This is a genomic window from Rudaea sp. (assembly GCF_036383415.1).
Classification (GTDB): Bacteria; Pseudomonadota; Gammaproteobacteria; order Xanthomonadales; family Rhodanobacteraceae; genus Rudaea.
The window spans coordinates 1-17,149 of record NZ_DASVOK010000225.1 but is presented as its reverse complement, the minus strand read 5'-3'; the positions used below and the strand labels follow the sequence as shown (position 1 = coordinate 17,149).

Sequence of the window (17,149 nt, the reverse complement as noted above, 5' to 3'; positions counted from 1 at the left end):
CGCCTCAGCTACGACGCGATCTGGCTCGACCACGGCGCGACCGCCGTCGACGCGCACGTGTTCGATCTCGGCATTGCCACGGCGTCGAGAGACCTGGCCGACATTCCCAGCCACAAGCGCGCGCAATACCGGCGCCGCTATGCGCTGATGGAGTCGATCGATGCGGAAATCCGCGTGGTGCTGGCGCCCTGCCGCGACGCGGGCGGCACAGCGCGTCAGTAGGCGAACTGTTCGTTGAGAATGCGATCCTCGAGATTGTGCTCGGGATCGAACATGAGCGAGACGGTCGTGTCGCGCGATTCGCGTACCGTCACCTCGACCACATCGCGCACTTCGTTCGAATCGGCGGTCGCGCTGACCGGGCGCTTGTAAGGATCGAGCACTTCGAGCTTGACCTCGGTGCCCGCGCGCAGGATCGCGCCGCGCCAGCGCCGCGGGCGGAACGGACTGATCGGGGTCAGCGCGAGCACGTCGGCGCCAAGCGGCAGGATCGGCCCGTGCGCGGACAGGTTGTAAGCGGTGGAACCGGCGGTGGTCGAGACGAGGATGCCATCGCACATCAACTCGTCGATCTTGACCACGCCGTTGAGCGAAACGCGGATGTGCGCGGCCTGCTTGGTCTGGCGCAGCAGCGAGACCTCGTTGAACGCGAGCGAGGTCGTCGTGCCGCCCGACTCGCCGACCGCCTCCATCACCAGCGGCTTGAGCACGGTCGATTGCGCGCGCGCGAGGCGCTCGATCAGGCCGTCGGTGCGGAACTGGTTCATCAGAAACCCGACCGTGCCGAGCTTCATGCCGTACACGGGTTTCTTCAGCGCGAGATGCCGATGCAGCGTGCGCAACATGAAGCCGTCGCCGCCGAGCGCGACGATGACGTCGGCCTCTGCCAGCGGCACCTGGGTGTACTGCGCGCTGATCTGCGCAAGCGCGGCCTGGGCCTCTTCGGTACGGCTGGCGACGAAGGCGATGGCTGGTCGGGTCACGGCGGCTCCACGCAAGGGTCGTGGCGGATTCTAACCGCGAAGCCGACACGCGGTTAAACGAGTTTGACGATCGGGTGAGCCGACCTCTGCACATTCTGCACAATCCAAGCGACAATAGGCCATGCACAACAGGGTGATCCACGCGGCCGCGGCCGCCTTCTCATGCTGATGCTCGACGCAACGCAAACGCGCAGGCTCGCGCGCACCTGGCTGCGCGTGGGCACCCTTGCCTGCACCTGCATGCTCGCTGCCTGCGCGTCGTGGCAGACGGCGGTTCCAGATTTGCCGAAAGACACGCCTGCCGACTGGCAGGCGCGCAATACTGCGGCCGCCGGCCTCGCCCCGGATCTCGATCATTGGTGGCGCGCGTTCGGCGATCCGGTGCTGGACGATCTCATCGAACGCGCACAGCGCGACAACCTCAACATCCAGATCGCCGGCGAACGCTTGCTCGCCGCACGCGCGGCGCGTCACGCCAAACGCAGCCAGTTCTGGCCGAACCTCAATTTCCGCACCTTCGTCGAGACGACGCCCAACGCGAGCACGGGTTTCCTCGAAGTCGGCCTCGATTCGACCTGGGAATTCGGCTTTTTCGGCCGCGCCACCGGCAACAAGCGCATCAACCTCGCCGATGAAAACCTCGCGATCATCGACGAAGCCGCCATGCGCGTTTCGATCGTCGCCGAAGTGACGCGCAACTATATCGAGCTGCGCGCGGCACAGGCACGGGCGCAGGTGCTCGACGACGTCGTCGCCGTGCGCCGTAGGCAGGTCGAGCTCGCGCAGACACGCCTGACCACACGCATGGGCTCGCAGCTCGAAGCCGACCGCGCGCAAGCCGAATTGCAGCAGGCGCAGAGCGATGCGAGCGAACCCACGTTAACCGTGACGCAGACCGCGCAGGCACTTGCGGTGCTGCTCGGTACGACCACGCCCGAACCCGCGCTGCGCACCGCAGCCAGACAGCCGCAGCTGCCGGCCATCGATTTCCGCCAGACGCCGGCCGATCTCGTGCGCACGCGCGCCGACATCCGCCGCGCCGAACAGAACGTCGTACGCACCGCCGGCGAACTCGGCATCGCGCGCGCCGACCTCTGGCCGAAATTCGGCATCTACAGCACGTTCATTTCCTCGACCTCGCTGACGTCCACCCATCTCAACGACGATTTCGTTTTCATCGCAGGCCCGACGATTTCGCTGCCGATCGTCGACTGGGGCGCGCGCCGCCAGGTCGTCAACGCGCGTGAAGCGGCGCTGCACGCCTCCGTGCTCGCCTACCGCGAAGCGGTGATCGAAGGCGTCGCCGAAGCGCAGACCGCACTCGCCCAGTTCGATGCGAAAAGCGCGCTGGCGGAAAATGTGCAGAAGACGCTGACGCTGAACGAGCGCGGCCTGCAATCCGCACAGACAATGCAGCGCATCGGCCTCGGCGACGGATTGGAAACCGCCGGCGCGAGCCTCGCCGCCGCGCAATCCCGACTGCAGCGCAACCTCGCCGTACGCGACCGCGCACTGGCCTACATCGCGCTGTACAAAGCCTTCGGCGGCGCGATTCCGCCGCTGGCCAAGGACGCTGTACAGGAAGGCGCCCGCTAGTGGTCGCCCTCGCACGCAAAACGCTGATCTACGAGTGGCGCAAGTTTTTGCCGGCCGCGCTCGCGGTCGCATTCTCGGGCCTGCTGCTGCTGATGATGACCGCGCTGATGTTCGGCATCTTCTCCAGCGCCGGCGTCTACGTCAGCCGCTCGGGCGGCGACATCTGGGCCGGTTATCCGGGCACGCAGACGGTGGAACTCGGCCGCCCGATCCCGCGCGACACCGAGATGTGGCTGCGCATGGATCCCGCCGTCGTCCAGGTCGAGCCGTTCCAGTGGCTTGACGGCGACTGGCGTGGACCGGCCGAGCGCGGCAGCGTATCGGTATTCATCTCCGGCATCGACCCGAATCCGAACGGGTTGATGTTCTCGCACGTGCTCGGCCCCACCGACCGTGCTTTGCTCAACGAACCGGGTGCGGTAATCGTCGACGCGGCCGATCTTTCGAAACTCGGCCTCGACATCGGCGGCACCGCCTTCCTCAATGGCCACCGGGTCAAGATCGTCGCCGCGGCGAACGGCCTGCGCACGCTCGGCGGCGTCAACATCGTCACCTCGATCGCCACGGCGCGCACGCTGGTCTCCGATGCGGCCGAGCGCGACAAGGTCGCCTACTACATCGCGCGCCTCGCCCCCGGCGCGAATCCGGATGCGGTACGCGACCGCCTCGCGCCGATTGCCACCGGCCATCGCTTCGCCGTGTGGACGCACGACGAGTTCGCCTACAACGCGGCGACCTACTGGATGTTCGAGACCGGCGCCGGACTCGGCTTCATCTTCCTCTCCTTCGTCGTCTTCCTTGTCGGCGTCGTCATCACCAGCCAGACCCTGTTCGCCGCGGTGGCGAGTTCGGTGCGCGAATACGCAATGCTCAACGCGCTCGGCGCGGGCATCGGCGCGCTGCGTCGCGTGATCCTCGAGCAGGCGTTTTGGGTCGGTACGGTCGGCGTCATCGTCGGCAGCGTGGTCAGCATTTCACTGGCTCTGCTCGCGCACGGACAGGACGTGCCGATCTCGTTCAACTACATCGCCACGATCGCCTGCGGCGCGCTGGTCATGGCGATCGCGCTGATCTCCGGCTTCCTCGCGGTCGGCGCGATCAACCACCTCGAACCTGCGAACCTGCTGCGATGACTGCCCTCGTCGCCGACCAGATAACGAAAAGCTACACGAGCGGCCGGGTCGAGACGCCCGTGTTGCAGGGCATGTCGATCGCGCTCGACGAGCGCGAGCTGGCCCTCGTGCTGGGACCATCCGGTTCGGGCAAGAGCACGCTGCTCGCGATCCTCTCCGGCCTGCTGAAACCGGACACAGGCAATGTCTCCGCGCTTGGCGAGGACTTGTGGAAGAAGTCGCGCGCGGACCTGGAAAAATTCCGCCTCGAGCACACCGGTTTCGTGTTCCAGGGCTTCAACCTGTTTCCCGCGCTGACCGCGCTCGAGCAGGTCATGCTGCCGCTCGACTACCTCGGCCTGCCGCGCCATGCCGTGCGCAACATGGCGCTGGCCTCACTCGAGGAGGTCGGCCTCGCCTCGCGCGCGCACCTGCGGCCGATCGAACTTTCCGGCGGCGAAAAACAGCGCATCGCGATCGCGCGCGCGCTGGCGAAGAAGCCGCAATTCCTGTTCGCCGACGAACCGACCAGTGCGCTCGACTCGGTCAACGGCAAGAACGTGATCGACGCGCTGCATCGCGTCGCGCGCGTCTACGGCGCCACCGTGGTCTGCGTCAGCCACGACACGCGCCTGGCCGCCGACGCCGACCGCATCATCCACATGGCTGACGGGCGTATCCTCTCCGACGTGAAGCAGATCAGCGCGTCGGCACCCTCGCGCCTCCAAACCGCGGAAACGAAATCATGAGCAAGATCGTCCTCACCCCGCTCGTCTTCGCAACCGGAGCCACTGTCGCGCTGCTGCTCGGCGCCTGCGGCAAGACCGCGTCGAACACGCCGGCGGCGACGGCAACTGCAACGTCGAAGTTCGTCGCGATCGCGCGTGGCCGCGTCGACGTGCAAGGCGGCCTCGTCCATGTCGCCGCCTCGCGCGACGGTATCGTCGCCGAACTGCCGAAGGCGGCCGGCGACGAGGTCAAGGCCGGCGATGCGCTCGTCGTGCTCGACACGAGACAGGCGAAGATCGCGCTCGACGCCGCTCGCGCCGAACTCAATGCCGCTGTCGCGCAGGGCTCACTCCTGCGCGCGAAGCAGCCGGCGCTGAAACTGCGCGCATCGCGCGTGCTCGAAGCGGCCGTGGCCGGCGCCGCGACGGGCCAGTCGGCCGACGACGCCAAGCAGGCGCTGGCGGAACTGAACGCGGAAATCGCCGTTTCCGACGCGAACGTCGAAACGGCGAAACAGAAAGTGCATCAAGCCGAATACGAGATCGAGGCGCGCACGCTGCGCGCACCCGTGCCCGGCCGCATCGTCGCGCGCGCGACGCACATCGGCGACGTCGTCTCGCCCTCGTCCGGCGAACTCGTCGAACTGCTGCCCGACGCGCCGCGCATCGTGCGCGCCGAACTCAACGAAGGCTTCGTCAACAAGGTCGGCGTCGGCATGACTGCCGAAATCTCCAGCGAGACCGACCCGGGCAAGCCGCAGACCGCACGCGTGACCCGCATCGGCGAGGTCTTCGGCCCGAGCAAGCTCAACGAGAGCGCGCAGGAAACCACCGACACGCGCGACGTCGAGTGCATCCTCGAACTGCCCGACAACACGCTCAAGGTCGGCCAGCGCGTGCAGGTGCGTTTTTTGCCCGCTACGAAATGAGCTCCCGCATCAATTCTTTGTAGTGACTTGTTCGCGATAGGCCTGGTGCTTGCGGTACAGGACGATGCGCTCGCGCAAATTTTTGGCGAAGCCGTCGTCCTTGAACGGAGGATTCGGGGATTCGAGCTTGGCCAAAAGGTCTTCTTCGATTTTTGCGGCACGGTCGAAATCACCCGCATTCGCGTAGCAGGCGGCAGCCGTATCGAGGTATCCCATTGGCGCCTCCGTACTCACGAGCTTCTCGGTCAGTTCGACGCCCCGCTTGGCATCGATGATCGCAGGCTCCGGAGCGGTGCAATACGCCCAGGCCAGATTGTTCAACGCGGTGCGATCGCCCTTGTCGGCGGCCTGTTGGAAATATGCCAGGGCGTCCTTGCGCCGCGACGGCTCGCCGTAATAAAGCACGATGCCGTATTCCACCAATGCGCCTACGTCGCCTTCCTTTGCGGCTTTCTCCAGCATGCCCCTGCCCGCTTCGACCTGGTCCTTGCCCAGGTTTCCGCGCGCCATGAGCAGGCCCAGTTGAACGCGCGAGCGCAGGTCGCCGTGGTCAGCGTCCACCCGCAGCAGGCGTTGTGCTTCCGCCGCATCGTGGTCGATCGTTTGCGCATACACGAGCATGCTGGCCAGCCGACGACGTGCCTCGGCGCTGTTCTGATGTTGTGCTAAAGCCCGATATATATGCGCGGCGTCTTTCTCGTTTCCATCAATGCCCTCGCCGCCCTGCTGGTACAAGGCAGCAAGTTGCAGCGCGGCGTCGACGCTGCCCGTGTCCATCGCACTCTCCAACCAGCCTGCCTGACCGTGTCGCGTCTTCGCGGAAACCGGCTGGCCCGCATAATAGCGAGCCATCCAGAGCATCGACGGACGATCTCCACTGAGACCAGCTTCCGCGTACCACTTGCGCGCGGGCTCGGGATTCTTTTCCTTCCAACTGCCCGTTTCGTATGCGTGAGCCAGTGTCTGCTGCGCACCTGCATCGCCCTGTTCGGCCGCGCGCTCTATCCAAGCCGAGCCGTCTGCGGTCTTGCCTGCTTCGATCAGATACAGTCCGAGTATGGATTGCGCCGGGGCGATCCCCGCCTGCGCCGCATCGCCGAGATAAGCCATGTGCTTGGCGTCAAGCGCTTTGACTCCTTTTTCCTTGATTGCGATCGAGGCGGCGATTAGTTCGGCGGCAGGTTTGTGCTCGTCTGCAAGCGCCTCGACGGATTTCTTCGCCAGCGGAGTCACTTCATCGCGTAGGCCGGCGCGCAGCAGCGAGAGGGCGGCGAACTTCGTGGTGCCCCTGCCATCGCCGAGGCGGCGATCGGCTGCTTCGATCAATTTGCGCGCGTTGTCCGGGTTGCGTTTGACGCCGACGCCGGAATCATAGGCCAGCGCCAGCATGATTAGGGCCGACGAATACGATTTTTCCGCGTACGGAAGCAACAGGTCGACCGCCTTGGCGGCGCAGTCAATCGGCTTCACCAACAGGCAGGCGATGGAATACACCATCGCCGCGGAAAAATTTCCGTCGCGTGCACCGCTCTCGAGTTGCGCCATGCGCGCGGCGGGGTTGTCGCCATCCAAGGCTTGTTGCAGCTGCAACGCCTCCGCTGCCCAGGAACCCGGGGTCTTGCCGAGGGTCTGGATGAATCCACGTGCTACGCCCACGCGATATGCCGGAAATTGACTGTCCGATTCCGAACGCAGCAGACGCACGCGTGCGTCGAGATAATCGAAACGCAGCATGCGCTCGCGTTTGGCCTGCGGATCCCACAGGCCAAGGTTGATGGCCAGATAGCGGCCGACTATGGGCGGTTCGTAATAGACATACAGCAACTCCTGCCCCGATGCCTGGATGAACGCGACCACATCGAGCTCACTGAGCACGCGAATGGGCCGGTCGCTCAGGTCCTGCGGCGCAGCTTTCAGCGCATAACGCACTAGCTCGGAAAACACGGCGAGACGTTTCGCCGCTGTGCCCTCGTCGTGCAACGCGTTGGCGCATTGATATGCGGCGTACCAGATCGCGAGTCCGACGGTATTGACTTTCAGTGCGTCTTCAATCGCTTGTGCATTTGCCTTGCACGCCTGCTCATCGACCTTGCCGTCGCCTGTCTGGAGCTTGTTGACCAGCGCGAAGGTGTCGTAGATCGGGTGCGGATCCGCTTGTTCCAGGATTTGGCGCCAGAGTGCCGCCGCATCGATCGGCGCCGACGCCGGTACGGCAGGTTGAGGCGAAGCCTTTGCGGCTGTCGCGGGATCCTCTCCGGCAAGCACGATCGACGCTGCCAGCAGGAGAAACCCGGCATGCAGGAATTTTCCGACCATCATCCTAGTTGCCCCTTTGCTTCCGCTCTTGCCCATCGTCAAGAATGTTGCGCATCAGGCTTTCCAGCCGCTGATCGCGTTCACGCTCGCTGGCTTTTTCCGGCAATGCCAATGCCACGCGGCGCCCGAGCAGATCATTGGCTTCGCGCAACAGGGCAAAATGCTTGGGATATTCGCCGGGTTCGACGACATCGCGCCGGGTGCGCAGACGCTGGGTCACGCTGACCACGCGGCCCGACTGCTCCATCTTCGCCTCGTAGTCTATGGCTTCATTTTCCAGCTTGCGCTGCGCCGGTTCGCCGATCCACCTCCAGCCCTCGGGCAGATTCACGTAGCTCTTCTGTTCCATTTCCAAGGGATATTCGATACGCAGCGGCGCTGTCCGCGTGGCCGTCTTCGGCAGGGTCAGGCTGCTGCTCAACGCATCCGCATACAGATCGAGCGAGCGCTTGCCGACCGCGGGGCCGACCCATGGATCCTTCAACAGATAGCGCTCGTTGACCTTGAGGAGATTGCCGCTTTCGTCGTCGCTGACCGCAAACGCGGACGTCGCCTCGACGTTACCGTAGCGCCTGCGGTAGTACTCAAGGAATTCACGCCCGAGCTTCTCGCTGCCGGTGACCTTGATCCGCCGGCGCATGCGATCGGCTGCCGCTCCCGCATATTCGCTGTCGATTTCCAATGCGACGCCCTTCTCCGATGCGTTGGGGAGAAGATGCTCGACGACTTTCAAACGATCGATCGCGGCCTCGGGCATGGTGACTTTCACCAGGTCATGCACGCCATTGGCGACGGGCAGCGCCACGCCGAAATTCCCCGGCGCGCGTCCCAGCGGCGAGCCACGCTGCTGCGTGAGCGTCGCATCAAGCCATATCGTGGCGTCCTGCAGGCGCGCCATCACGATGACGTGATCGAACAGCGAAGCCGCTGGTGGCAGATCCGCCACGGCCTTGCCACGCTCGTACGACACCAGCGCCGGATGAGCCTCGATGTCGAGGCGCGTGAGCACGGTCGCAAGAAGGCGGGCCTTGTCCTTGCAGTCGCCGTAGCGGCGCCCCCATGTTTCCGCAGGCTCGGCGGGCTTGTGCGTGCTTTGCCCCATTTCCACGCCGAAATAGCGCACTTCTTCCTGCACGGCTTTCAGCGCCGCTATCAACCTCTGCATCGGATCGGACAATTTCTTCCACGTTTCGATGCGCTCCTCGAGATCGGCTGGCAGCGCCTTCGGCGCCGGATACAGCGCGCGTGCCCACGCGGCCACGTCGGCCCAGGTTCGGCTTTCGCTCACACTGGTCGCGGGAGCGGCGTCGTACCAGGGCGGGTAACTGCCTTCGTCGATGAAGCCTGCGACCATGTGCTCGTCGGCGGTCCATTCGAGCGCATCGCCCGACGATCTTTGAGTCGACTTGGGAGCACCGGCGTCTCGGTGTTCGATCAGTTTCGCCTTGGGATCGAACAGCACCCGTGCATAGCGGTCGAGAATGGGGTCGACCCATGCGTAGACGAAATCCTCGCCGACGAGGCCCGCGAGCACGGGGTTGTCGCCCTCGATCGTGTAACTCACCCTGACGATGTCGCCCGCGCGGACGTCGTCGAGCACGATCAGTGCCGACACCATGCCGTTGGCCATGTCGTGTTCGAAATCGCTCTCGCGTCGCGCCAGCGTCACGGCCTTCGGCGACAACCGGTTCGACCACACTCCATCCCGGCGGACTTCGACGCGATGGATCGTCAGCTTCTGGTGATCCGGACTGAACCAGATTTGGTACTTGCCGGCTTCCTGCACCAGTTCTCCGGAGACTGGCTCGTAAGCTCGGTCGTAATAGCGTACGCGCGCACCATGTCGGTGGTCGATCTGCATGTCGAACAGCCAGTTCCGCCAGCGCATTTCGCCCAGCGGCTGCGCCGCGTCCCAGCGAGCTGGAATATCATGTCTGGCAATCCAGGCCGGCGGAGGCGCGATGGTGTATTGATAGCCGCCGCTCTCGTAAACCTCGGGTTGAAGCGCGAAAGAAGCACTGGCGCCACAGCAACCGAGCAAGACCATTGCAAGCCACATGAACGGGCGCAACAACACACGTCTTTCGCGAGCGCAGCCAAACCCCGTGGACTGTGCCACTTCCCTGCATACCCCCATCGACATCACCCCTGACAACGCTGCTTCGGGCGGATAGTAGCATCCCGAAAGATGCAGCGCGCTCGACCGGCATTGGACCGATCGAGCGCGCAATCGGGTTCAGCCGGCCCCCGCCTGCACGAGCTGGGCGAGACGACGCACCGCGACCGAGACGATCGGATAGTCGGTCACGACCTGAGAGCGCATGTCGGCGAACATTGCCAGCGTGAACTTGAGCGAGGCATCGTCGCGGTTGAGCCACGTCGCGACGAGTTCGTTGCCCTTCGCGCCCTTCTTGCCGCCTTCGAGCACCTGCGCGGTCAAGGCGCGATGCTGCGCGTAGAGTTCGTCGCGCAGGCCGCCGCGCGCCTGTGCGTGCCACTGCGACTCGACCGGCAGCGCCTCGATCTTCTGCATGAGCCAATTGAGGTTGAGCGATTCGCCGAGGCCGAAATACACCTCGGCGGCCTCGCCGATCTTGAGCTTGTGGTCGCTGGCGACATGGATGATGTCGAGGCCCGAGCCCGGCGTGCGCAGGCCGGCAAGTTCGTTGCCGAGCGCGTCGGGGAAGCCCGCCTCCTTCCAGCGGCGCTGCTCGCTCTCGTAGATCGCACGTTCGCTCGGCGTGACCACGTCGTAGAGCTGCTTGCGCAGTTCCTGCATGCCCTTGTGGTACCTGGACACGGCAGCGGCGATGTCGAGACCTTCGTCGGCGTGGTTGAGCAGCCAGCGCGTGGTGCCGCGCAGGCACTGCCAGATCACGAGCAATGCGTCGATCTGTGCGTTGCCGTTGACCTTGCCGTCGAGCGACTCGATCTGCGCCCACATGTCGCGTGCGTCGAACACTTCGCGCGCGATGTTGAATGCGCGCGCCACCTGCGCCGGCGTCTTGCCGGTATCCTCGCCCATGCGCAGCACGAAGGTCGCGCCCATGCGGTTGACCATCGAGTTGGTCACCGCGGTGGCGATGATCTCGCGCTTCAGACGATGGCGCTCCATGTGCTCGGCGTACTTCTCCTGCAGCGGCACGGGGAAGTAGCGGCGCAGTTCCTTCGACAGATACGGATCTTCCGGCACGTCGGAATCGAGCAGTTGCTGGAAAAGTACAATTTTGGAATAGGATAAAAGTACAGAAAGTTCGGGACGCGTCAGGCCGATGCCGCGTGCCTTGCGCTCGGCGAACTCCTGGTCGGTCGGCAGGTATTCGATCGCGCGGTCGAGCAGGCCCTGCGATTCCAGCGTGCGCACGAAATGCAGTTTCGAGCCGAGACGCTGCACCGACATGCGTTCCATCAGGCTGATCGCCTGGTTCTGGCGATAGTTGTCGGCAAGCACGAGACGCTCGACCTCGTCGGTCATCGCCGCAAGCAACTTGTTGCGTCCATCCATCGTCAGCTCATTGCGCTGCACCGCGTCGCCGAGCAGGATCTTGATGTTGACCTCGTGGTCGGAGGTGTCGACGCCGGCCGAGTTGTCGATAAAGTCGGTATTCAACAGCACACCATTGAGCGCCGCCTCGATGCGCCCGCGCTGGGTGAAGCCGAGATTGCCGCCCTCGCCTATCAACTTGCTGCGCAGTTCCTTGCCGTTGATGCGGATCGCGTTGTTGGCACGGTCGCCAACATCGGCATTGGTTTCGACTTCGGCCTTGACGTAGGTGCCGATGCCGCCGTTCCAGAGCAGGTCGACCGGCGCCTTGAGGACCGCGCGCTTGAGGTCGTTCGGCGACAGCGCATCGACGCCGTCGTCGATACCGAGCGCGGCGCGCACTTCCGGCGAGATCGGAATCGACTTCGCCGTCAGCGGATAGATGCCGCCGCCCTTGGAAATCAACTTCGCATCGTAGTCCGCCCACGACGAGCGCGGCAGCTTGAACATGCGCTCGCGTTCGGGGAAGGTCTTGGCCGCGTCCGGGTTCGGATCGAGGAAGATGTGGCGATGATCGAACGCCGCGACGAGGCGCGTATGCTTCGACAGCAACATGCCGTTGCCGAACACGTCGCCCGACATGTCGCCGATGCCGACGCAGGTGAAGTCCTGGGTCTGGCAATCGCGACCGAGCGCACGGAAGTGGCGCTTGACCGATTCCCATGCGCCCTTGGCAGTGATGCCCATCGCCTTGTGGTCATAGCCGACCGAGCCGCCCGAAGCGAACGCGTCGCCGAGCCAGAAATCGTGCTCGATCGAAATCGCGTTGGCGATGTCGGAGAACGTTGCCGTGCCCTTGTCGGCGGCAACGACGAGATAGGGATCGTCGGCGTCATGACGAACGCAGTTCTGCGGATGCACGACCTTGCCGTCGACGAGGTTGTCGGTGATGTCGAGCATCGCATTCATGAACAGGCGATAGCAGGCGATGCCTTCAGCGAGCTGCGCGTCGCGGTCGCCGCCGACCGGCGGACGCTTGACGAAGAAACCGCCCTTCGAGCCGACCGGCACGATGACCGTGTTCTTCACCATCTGCGCTTTGACCAGGCCCAGCACTTCGGTGCGGAAGTCTTCGCGACGATCCGACCAGCGCAGGCCGCCGCGGGCGACCGGCCCGAAGCGCAGATGCACTGCTTCGACTCGCGGCGCATAGACGAAGATTTCGCGATACGGCCGCGGCTTCGGCAGGTCCGGCACCTTGGACGGATCGAACTTGAACGAGATGTACTCGCGGTGCTTGCCTTCGGGCGTCTGAAAGAAGCTCGTGCGCAGCATCGCGCCGATCACACCAAGGTAGGCACGCAGGATGCGATCCTCGTCGAGGCTCGCGACCTGGTCGAGCAACGACTTGATCGCTTCGACGATCGCCTTGTACTGCTCGTCGCGCGATCCCGCGCAGGCGGCGAGCGGCGCATCCACGATGACGGCGCGCTGTTCCTTGATCGATTCCGGCAGCAGCGTGTCGATTTCCTTGAGCAGGCGTTTCTTCTGCTGCTCGACGTCGGCCTTGCTCCACTTGTCGCGCGCCGGATCGAACTTGGTTTCGAACAGCAGATACAGCAGCGCCGCGATCAGCGGGTAGCGATTGAGCGTCTCCTCCATGTACGTCTGCGAGAACGGCACGCCGGTCTGCAGCAGGTACTTGCACAGGCCGCGCAGCATCGCGACCTGGCGCCAGTCGAGATTCGCGCCAAGGATCAGCTTGTTGAAGCCGTCGCTTTCGGTCTGGCCTCGCCAGATGCGCTCGAAGCTCTGCTGGAACATGTCGCGCACGGTGTCGAGATCGAAGTCGAAGCGGCCGGCCGGTTGCACCTCGAAATCCTGGATCACGATCGCGGTGTCGCCGACATGCATCTCGTACGGGTGCTCGGACAGCACCTTCATGCCCATGTTCTCGAGCATCGGCAGCACTTCGGTCAGCGTGATCGGCGCGCCGTAGCGGAACAGCTTGAAGCGCAGGTTGGTTTCGCCACGCGAGCGGTAGAGATTGAGGCGGATGTCGTCGGCGTTCTTCAGGCTCGCGGCCGCTTCGACGTCGGCCGCGGCGACCGCGGAAGATACTTCCTCGATGTAGCCGGCCGGCAGCGCACGGCCATAGCGGTTCGCGAGGCGGGAACCCTTGTCCTCGCCGTGTTTCTTCACCAGCGTTTCGCGCAACTCGTCGTGCCAGTTGCGCACGACCTGGCCGATCTTCGCTTCGAGTTCGGCAACGTCGTAGCTCGGCTTGTCGCCCGGCTTGGGCCGGATCACGAGATGCACGCGCGCCAGCGGCGACTCGCCCATCTGCACCGAAGAATCGACGCGCTCGCCGTGGAAAGCCTTCTTCAACAGCGCCTCGATGCGCTCGCGCACGTCGGTGTTGAAGCGCTCGCGTGGCACGAACACGAGGAAAGAGAAGAAGCGGCCGTACTTGTCGCGACGCACGAACAGGCGCGAACGTGCGCGGCCCTGCAGGTGCATGATGCCGCTCGCCGTATCGAACAGTTCGTTCTCGCTGGACTGGAACAACTCCTCGCGCGGCAACGTCTCGAGGATGTTGCGCAGGGTCTTGCCCGAATGCGAATCGCGCTTGTAACCCGAGCGATCCATCACCGCTTCGTACTTCTGGCGAACGAGAGGGATCTCCCAGGGCCGGCGCGCGTAGGCGCCCGAGGCGTAGAGACCGAGGAAGCGGTGCTCGGCGGTCGGCATGCCCTTGTCGTTGAATTCGAGCACGCCGATGTAGTCCATGTAGCCGCCGCGATGCACGGTCGAGCGTGCATTGGTCTTGGTCAGAATCACCGCGTCGCCCGTGCCCGATTTGCGCAGCTCGTGCGAGACCAAGGTCTTCAACGAACGCGGCGCAACCTGCTTCTCGCCGCCGCGCAGGATGCCGAGGCCGGTCTTCGGCGAGGCTTCGAGCACTTCGTCATCGCCCTTCTTGACCACCTGGTATTCGCGATAGCCGAGGAAGGTGAAATGGTCCGCCGCCGCCCAGCGCAGGAACTCCTGCGCATCGGCGACGCCAGCCGCGTCGAGCGGCAGCTTCCACTTGCCGACGTTGTCAGCCATCTCGAGCATCTTCGCCTTCATCGCCGGCCAGTCAGCCACCGCCGCGGCGACGTCGTGCAGCGCGAGCGCCATCGCCTTCTGCAGGCGCTCCATCTCGGCCGGCTCGCTCAGGCGATCGACTTCGAGATACATCACCGACTCGGGCTTGCCCTTGTTCGCATCGTCGGTGGCGAGGCTGAGCAGGTTGCCGCCCGGATCGCGCGCGATGAAGTACACCGGATGGATGACGCCATGTAGCGACAACCCCTGCTCGTGCGCGGCGATGCCGGCCGAATCGACCAGGAACGGCATGTCGTTCGTCGCGATCTCGACGACCGTGTAGCTCGATTCCCAGCCGTCGTTGTCGAGGCTCGGGTTGAACACGCGCACGCTTGGTGTGTTGGCGGCACGCACACGGATGAAGTCCATCAGCCCACGCAGCAGCGCGGCCCAGGTCTTCGCATCGCGTACGGCAACGTCGTCATCGGCAACGCGGCTGAAGAACTGGTTGACGAAAGTGCGCGCCTGCTGGACCTGCGCCGCGGAGGAAAGATGCGGCTGCAGTTCGGTGAGAATGGCGTCGATCGAGGCGTCGGCCGGTGCGAGTTTCGCGTTCATGGCGGATATCGGTCCCTGCGTATTGAGTTGCTCCGGCGCGATGCCGGATCGAACGCGAATTATAAGCCGCTTTGATTGCGGGCGATGGAGCCACTTCGGCGTATCTGCCGATCGATCCGCCTCAGCAAGCGTTCACGATCATTTCGGAATTTTTCGCCGCACCGCAGCATCTCGTTCGACGAATCCGCGCTTCATCCGGAAAATAAAGAAGGGCGCCAAGCGGCGCCCTCTTCTGCGAACACGAACGAACAGACGAAGCTATTTCGACGCCGGTGCGGCGACCGCGGCCTTGTTGTCTGTCTTGGTGAAATCTCCGGCCTGCGACCAGACGACGTTCTCCGGCTTGATCCATTTGCGGATCGCCGCATTGACCTGATCCAGCGTCAGATCGGCGACGGCTTTATGCAAGTTGGTGTAGTAGTCCATGCGCCGGTCGATCTGCTGCACGTCGGTGAGCATGCCCGCCTCGAAACCGCCCTGCGGCCACGAATCGGCGACTCCGGATGCATAGGCTTTCTTCGCACTGGCCAGTTCCTCGGCGTTGATGCCGTCGCGCGCGAAGCGCTGGATTTCCTCGTGGAAACCTGCCTCGACCTTGGCCCGGTTCTGCGGCGCGTAGATCGCATAGAAACCGAAGCCGCCGGAGGGCTCGAACTGACTGGCCCAGAGATTGCCGCCGGCGCCGTAGGAGAGCCCGTCCTTGATGCGCAGGCGCGCGATCAGGCGGTTGTCGAACTGGTTCTGGCCAAGCACCTCGGCCGCGGCGAGCAATGCAGGATAGTCCGCGTCGGTGTCCTGCAACGGCAGCGGCAAGGTGCCCTGGGTCAGCGCGTTGGCCTTGTCCGGCGTTTCCGCGGTCAGCGTCGTCGCCTTGGCCTCGCTCATCGGGCTGGGCACACGTTGATAGGCGGCCTTCGATTTCCAGCCGTCGAACAATCTGGTCACCTGCGCCTTCACCGCGGCGGCGTCGAAATCGCCGACGATCGCAAGCTCGGCGTTGTTGCCGCCGTGGAACTCGCTGTAGAAGCGCTTGACGTCGTCGAGCTTGAGCGCGCCGACAGCGGCGATGGCCTCGTCGAACGTCGCGGTATAGCGCGGATCGTCAGGCGAACGCGGGTACAGATAGCGCGTGAGCGCGCGGCCGGCGATCGCGTTCGGCTCCTTCGAATCGGCTTCGAGCTTGCCTGTTTCCTGGTGCTTCAACTGCTCGAATTCTTCCGCCGGGAACGCCGGCTCGCGCAGCACTTCGGCGAGCAGCGCCAGCGTGTCGGCCAGATGCTCGCGCCGCGTTTCGACATCGGCATGGACCGCGAACGCGTTGCCGCGCACGCCGATCGTCGCATGCTGGGCATCGGCAAGGTCGGCGATCTGCGCGCGCGTGTGTTTGGTCGTGCCGCGCATGAGCATGTTCGCCGCGAATTGCGCGGCGAGGCGCTGGCCTTTCAGATTCGCCTCGTTGCCGAAGTGCGCCTGCCATTGCAGGTTGACCGTTTCGCCGCGCGTCTTCTTCGGCAGCAATGCGACCTTGAGGCCCGAAGGCAAGGTGAAGCGCTGCGTGCGCGCATCGATGTTCGCCGGCGTCGCCTCGAACGCCTCGCCCGCGGCGATGGCCTTGCCGCCCTTGAAGTCCTTCATTGTCGCGGCGACGTCGACCTTCTGCGGATTCGGCACGCGATCGGGCTTCTCGGTCGGGACGAACTGGCCCAGCGTTCGGTTGGACGGCTTGAGCCAGGTCTTCGCCACGCGATTGACGTCGTCGAGCTTGAGATTCTTCGTGCGATCGCGGTCGAGGAAGAACAGGCGCCAGTCGCCCTGCGAGATCGACTCCGAAATCGCGATCGCGAAATTCTGCGGATCGTTCATCGTCTGCTCGAAATCGTTGGCTGCCTTCTGCTGCGCGCGCTTGAGTTCCGCCGCCGTGATCGGCTCGGCCGCGAGGCCTTCGACGGAATCGAGCAGGATCTTGCGCGCGGCGGCGAGATCGTCGGTCGGCCGCAACAGCGAGCCGATGACCAGATAGCCCGGCTCGGCAAGGCCGAAACCGTAACCGAACACGTTGCGCGCCTTGCCCGCTTCGACGAGGCGCTTGTGCAGGCGCCCGTTCGGCGTATCGGTGAGCGCGTTGAGGACCGCACCGAACGCCGCGGAATCGGCCGCGGGACCGGCCGGCGTGTGGTACAGCAGCGCGACCGCCTGCTCGGCACCGACGCGGCGCAGCGTCACTTCGCGCTCGCCGTCCTGCACCGGGTCGAGCGTCCAGGTCGGCTCGAGCGTGCGTGCCGGCCGCGGGATC

General features: G+C 64.6%; 10 protein-coding genes. 5 read left to right on the top strand and 5 right to left on the bottom strand.

From position 1 onward, the window contains the following. The coding region (locus VF497_RS08750; protein WP_330887740.1) for a DUF535 family protein at positions 1-222 on the top strand (222 nt) is incomplete at its 5' end. Here the strand turns inward: VF497_RS08750 and VF497_RS08745 are convergent. Next, positions 216-983, bottom strand: a complete 768-nt coding sequence (locus VF497_RS08745; protein WP_330887738.1) for an NAD kinase — start codon at positions 981-983, stop codon at positions 216-218. The genes VF497_RS08750 and VF497_RS08745 overlap by 7 nt on opposite strands. A gap of 162 nt (positions 984-1,145) precedes the next feature. Here VF497_RS08745 and VF497_RS08740 point away from each other — a divergent pair, with 162 nt between their 5' ends. The 4 genes from VF497_RS08740 to VF497_RS08725 are packed head-to-tail and all read left to right on the top strand — an operon-like array spanning position 1,146 to position 5,348. Continuing rightward, on the top strand, positions 1,146-2,579 hold the full coding sequence (locus tag VF497_RS08740) for a TolC family protein (protein WP_330887737.1): 1,434 nt from the start codon (positions 1,146-1,148) through the stop codon (positions 2,577-2,579). Then, positions 2,579-3,712 (top strand): ABC transporter permease, encoded by a 1,134-nt coding sequence (locus VF497_RS08735; protein ID WP_330887735.1) that lies wholly within the window; start codon positions 2,579-2,581, stop codon positions 3,710-3,712. The genes VF497_RS08740 and VF497_RS08735 overlap by 1 nt, the downstream gene beginning before the upstream one ends. Next, the gene (locus tag VF497_RS08730; RefSeq protein WP_330887733.1) at positions 3,709-4,440 is read left to right on the top strand and encodes an ABC transporter ATP-binding protein; all 732 of its coding nucleotides are present in this window, start codon (positions 3,709-3,711) and stop codon (positions 4,438-4,440) included. Before VF497_RS08735 ends, VF497_RS08730 begins: the two co-directional genes overlap by 4 nt. After that, entirely contained in the window at positions 4,437-5,348 is a 912-nt protein-coding gene (locus tag VF497_RS08725) for an efflux RND transporter periplasmic adaptor subunit (protein ID WP_330887731.1), read from the top strand. The genes VF497_RS08730 and VF497_RS08725 overlap by 4 nt, the downstream gene beginning before the upstream one ends. 9 nt (positions 5,349-5,357) lie before the next feature. On the opposite strand, the gene VF497_RS08720 is transcribed toward VF497_RS08725, so the two are convergent. From VF497_RS08720 to VF497_RS08705, 4 genes are all read right to left on the bottom strand, one after another. After that, positions 5,358-7,700 (bottom strand): hypothetical protein, encoded by a 2,343-nt coding sequence (locus VF497_RS08720; RefSeq protein WP_330887744.1) that lies wholly within the window; start codon positions 7,698-7,700, stop codon positions 5,358-5,360. Further along, positions 7,669-9,810: a DUF3857 domain-containing protein gene (locus VF497_RS08715; protein WP_330887742.1), complete on the bottom strand. Its 2,142-nt coding sequence runs from the start codon at positions 9,808-9,810 to the stop codon at positions 7,669-7,671. Before VF497_RS08715 ends, VF497_RS08720 begins: the two co-directional genes overlap by 32 nt. A gap of 90 nt (positions 9,811-9,900) precedes the next feature. Then, on the bottom strand, positions 9,901-14,856 hold the full coding sequence (locus VF497_RS08710) for an NAD-glutamate dehydrogenase (RefSeq protein ID WP_330887729.1): 4,956 nt from the start codon (positions 14,854-14,856) through the stop codon (positions 9,901-9,903). A 258-nt stretch (positions 14,857-15,114) separates the two neighbouring features. Then, a partial coding sequence (locus tag VF497_RS08705) for an insulinase family protein (RefSeq protein WP_330887727.1) occupies positions 15,115-17,149 on the bottom strand: 2,035 nt, incomplete at its 5' end.